Annotated in this window: 2 tRNA genes and 2 rRNA genes (1 of these 4 running past the window's edge); all 4 read left to right on the top strand. The window is 44.1% G+C overall.

The features are described from left to right. The first annotated feature begins 449 nt into the window (after positions 1–449). Positions 450–1,965, top strand: a 16S ribosomal RNA gene (locus AC4FQX_RS14975). 92 nt (positions 1,966–2,057) lie between these two features. Next, positions 2,058–2,131 (top strand) — tRNA-Ile (locus tag AC4FQX_RS14970). A 110-nt stretch (positions 2,132–2,241) separates the two neighbouring features. Further along, positions 2,242–2,315, top strand: a tRNA-Ala gene (locus AC4FQX_RS14965). 127 nt (positions 2,316–2,442) lie between these two features. Next, positions 2,443–3,117: ribosomal RNA gene (locus AC4FQX_RS14960) — 23S ribosomal RNA — on the top strand (it continues 2,211 nt past the right edge of the window). Together the 16S and 23S rRNA genes with 2 tRNA genes alongside form the textbook arrangement of a ribosomal RNA operon.

Here is a 3,117-nt window from a genome sequence, read left to right as displayed (position 1 = left end):
TTTGTGTCTTTTAAAAAAAAGAACAAAAATAGTTTAAAAAAAGTCTTGCGCAAGTGAAAAAAGGTGTTAGATTTGCACCCGCATTCAGAGCGAAGTTCATTGAATTTATTATTAAGATTAAGAGTTAAGATTTTCAAAAAAGATTGACGAATAGTTGCAGATAATAAAAAGTTATGTATCTTTGCCGCCCCGAGAGGGAGTACAGGTTCATTGAAATATTGAGTAGTTTTTTAGAGGGATTAGGATTAAAAAATAATTTTCTTAAAAAAGCTTGCTTAATAGAAAAAGAGTTGTACTTTTGCACCCGCTTCTGAAACGAAGATTTAGGAATAACGAAATACAAGTTCATAGACATATTGAATTGACAGCAAAAAGAGAGAGTAAAATTTCTTAAAGCGTAATGAAAAGAATTAAGTCCTAGAATATCCATTAGTACAATATAAAAATATACGATGGAGAGTTTGATCCTGGCTCAGGATGAACGCTAGCGGCAGGCTTAACACATGCAAGTCGAGGGGTATATTACTTCGGTGATAGAGACCGGCGCACGGGTGAGTAACGCGTATGCAATCTACCTTTTACAAAGGGATAGCCCAGAGAAATTTGGATTAATACCTTATAGTATATTTGAATGGCATCATTTGATTATTAAAGATTTATTGGTAAAAGATGAGCATGCGTCCCATTAGCTAGTTGGTATGGTAACGGCATACCAAGGCTACGATGGGTCGGGGTCCTGAGAGGGAGATCCCCCACACTGGTACTGAGACACGGACCAGACTCCTACGGGAGGCAGCAGTGAGGAATATTGGTCAATGGACGGAAGTCTGAACCAGCCATGCCGCGTGCAGGATGACTGCCCTACGGGTTGTAAACTGCTTTTATACAGGAAGAAACCCTGCCTCGTGAGGCAGATTGACGGTACTGTAGGAATAAGGATCGGCTAACTCCGTGCCAGCAGCCGCGGTAATACGGAGGATCCAAGCGTTATCCGGAATCATTGGGTTTAAAGGGTCCGTAGGCGGTTTGATAAGTCAGTGGTGAAATCTCATAGCTTAACTATGAAATGGCCATTGATACTGTCAGACTTGAATAATTAGGAAGTAACTAGAATATGTAGTGTAGCGGTGAAATGCTTAGATATTACATGGAATACCGATTGCGAAGGCAGGTTACTACTAATTTATTGACGCTGATGGACGAAAGCGTGGGTAGCGAACAGGATTAGATACCCTGGTAGTCCACGCCGTAAACGATGGATACTAGTTGTTCGGCAGCAATGCTGAGTGACTAAGCGAAAGTGATAAGTATCCCACCTGGGGAGTACGTTCGCAAGAATGAAACTCAAAGGAATTGACGGGGGCCCGCACAAGCGGTGGAGCATGTGGTTTAATTCGATGATACGCGAGGAACCTTACCAAGGCTTAAATGTAGATTGACAGGACTGGAAACAGTTTTTTCTTCGGACAATTTACAAGGTGCTGCATGGTTGTCGTCAGCTCGTGCCGTGAGGTGTCAGGTTAAGTCCTATAACGAGCGCAACCCCTGTTGTTAGTTGCCAGCGAGTGATGTCGGGAACTCTAACAAGACTGCCAGTGCAAACTGCGAGGAAGGTGGGGATGACGTCAAATCATCACGGCCCTTACGCCTTGGGCTACACACGTGCTACAATGGTCGGTACAGAGAGCAGCCACTGGGTGACCAGGCGCGAATCTATAAAGCCGATCACAGTTCGGATCGGAGTCTGCAACTCGACTCCGTGAAGCTGGAATCGCTAGTAATCGGATATCAGCCATGATCCGGTGAATACGTTCCCGGGCCTTGTACACACCGCCCGTCAAGCCATGGAAGCTGGGGGTACCTGAAGTCGGTGACCGCAAGGAGCTGCCTAGGGTAAAACTGGTAACTGGGGCTAAGTCGTAACAAGGTAGCCGTACCGGAAGGTGCGGCTGGAACACCTCCTTTCTAGAGAAAGATGGAATTTTAGGATTTTTCATTATATACAGGATTCTTTACTCTCGCTGTTAGTTCAAAATATACGATTAAAGGAAATACAGAGTCTCGTAGCTCAGCTGGTTAGAGTACTACACTGATAATGTAGGGGTCGGCAGTTCGAGTCTGCCCGGGACTACTATATCGCCTAAATATACGTATAAAAAAGAAGGAAATTCTAGAGTTGAGTGTTTGGTATTAGAAATAATTCAACATTTAAAATTCAACATTCAAAATAGAAAAAAGAATGGGGGATTAGCTCAGCTGGCTAGAGCGCCTGCCTTGCACGCAGGAGGTCATCGGTTCGACTCCGATATTCTCCACGATTCCGAAAGGAATAAAGTTCATTGACATATTGAGATAAGAAAATATAAAAAATATAGAAAGCACAGGCTTATGTGTTATTTATAACATATAAACTGAACTAAGGTACAATTTATTGTATCTTGTACATAAGCAAAATAAGGGCGTATGGGGAATGCCTAGGCTCTCAGAGGCGAAGAAGGACGTGATAAGCTGCGAAAAGCTACGGGTATTGGCACACACGAATTGATCCGTAGATATCCGAATGGGGCAACCCACTATGTTGAAGACATAGTACACCGATAGGTGAGCAAACCCGCTGAACTGAAACATCTAAGTAGGCGGAGGAGAAGAAAACAAAAGTGATTCCGTAAGTAGTGGCGAGCGAACGCGGATTAGCCCAAACCAATTTTGTTACGGCAAGGTTGGGGTTGTAGGACCACGTTATTTGTTGCGGATAGAATAAGAATAACCTGGAAAGGTTAACCATAGAGGGTGATAGTCCCGTATTAGTAATAGAAGATAACGATAGTGGTATCCTGAGTAGGCCGGGGCACGTGAAACCCTGGTTGAATTTGGCGGGACCATCCGCTAAGGCTAAATACTCCTGAGAGACCGATAGTGAACCAGTACCGTGAGGGAAAGGTGAAAAGAACCGTGAATAACGGAGTGAAATAGATCCTGAAACCATACGCTTACAAGCGGTCGGAGCCCTTTCGTGGGGTGACGGCGTGCCTTTTGCATAATGAGCCTACGAGTTACCGTTGCTGGCAAGGATAAGTGGTTCAGCCATGGATCCGTAGCGAAAGCGAGTCTTAATAG

The organism is Flavobacterium sp. AK-301 (genome assembly GCF_058310215.1).
This window is presented reverse-complemented; position numbering and strand designations above follow the sequence as displayed.